We start from the raw sequence: 626 nt of genomic DNA on the forward strand, positions 1-626 counted from the left end.
GAGGAGCAGAGCTTACTCATGTAAGTGAGCACCACAGTGAAAGACTTGACGCAGAAATGCGAAGTTAATAGCAATTTTTGATGGTTTTTACTTGTAGAAGTTATCCACTTATTCTGTTTAATTTTGAGGGATTATCCTCAAAAATTTATGTATTTGGGGGTATAGCTCAGCTGGGAGAGCATCTGCCTTGCACGCAGAGGGTCAAGAGTTCGAATCTCTTTATCTCCACCATGAGGGCTTATAGCTCAGCTGGTTAGAGCGCACGCCTGATAAGCGTGAGGTCGATGGTTCGAGTCCATTTAAGCCCACCATTAATCAATTGTAAAGTGTACATTCTACATTTCACAATTGAACTTTTGTTCTATTGTACAGTGCAACTGTAATTGCAATAGAGCATTGTGAATTGAAAGAAATTTTGTCCTTTGAAAATTGCACAGTAAATATAAGAAAGTTGGCAGTAACCAGTATATTTATACGAAGTTAATGACAACTTTAAAAATTAAAATTGGCAGCAGCGAGTACAGCAAGGAAAAGGCCGAAGGAGGAGCGGAGTTTACTTAGCGTAAATGAGCACCGCAGTGAGGCGTTTGACGAAGCTGCAGGAAGCTGATGGCGATTTTAAAGCT

2 tRNA genes are annotated in these 626 nt (G+C 40.3%); both read left to right on the top strand.

Going from position 1 to position 626, the window contains the following annotated elements:
* Nucleotides 1-155 precede the first annotated feature (155 nt).
* Nucleotides 156-231, top strand: a tRNA-Ala gene (locus CLLU_RS18545).
* 3 nt (nt 232-234) lie between these two features.
* A tRNA-Ile gene (locus CLLU_RS18550) sits at nt 235-311 on the top strand.
* Nucleotides 312-626 lie beyond the last annotated feature (315 nt).

This window comes from Clostridium luticellarii (genome assembly GCF_002995845.1).
GTDB lineage: Bacteria > Bacillota > Clostridia > Clostridiales > Clostridiaceae > Clostridium_B > Clostridium_B luticellarii.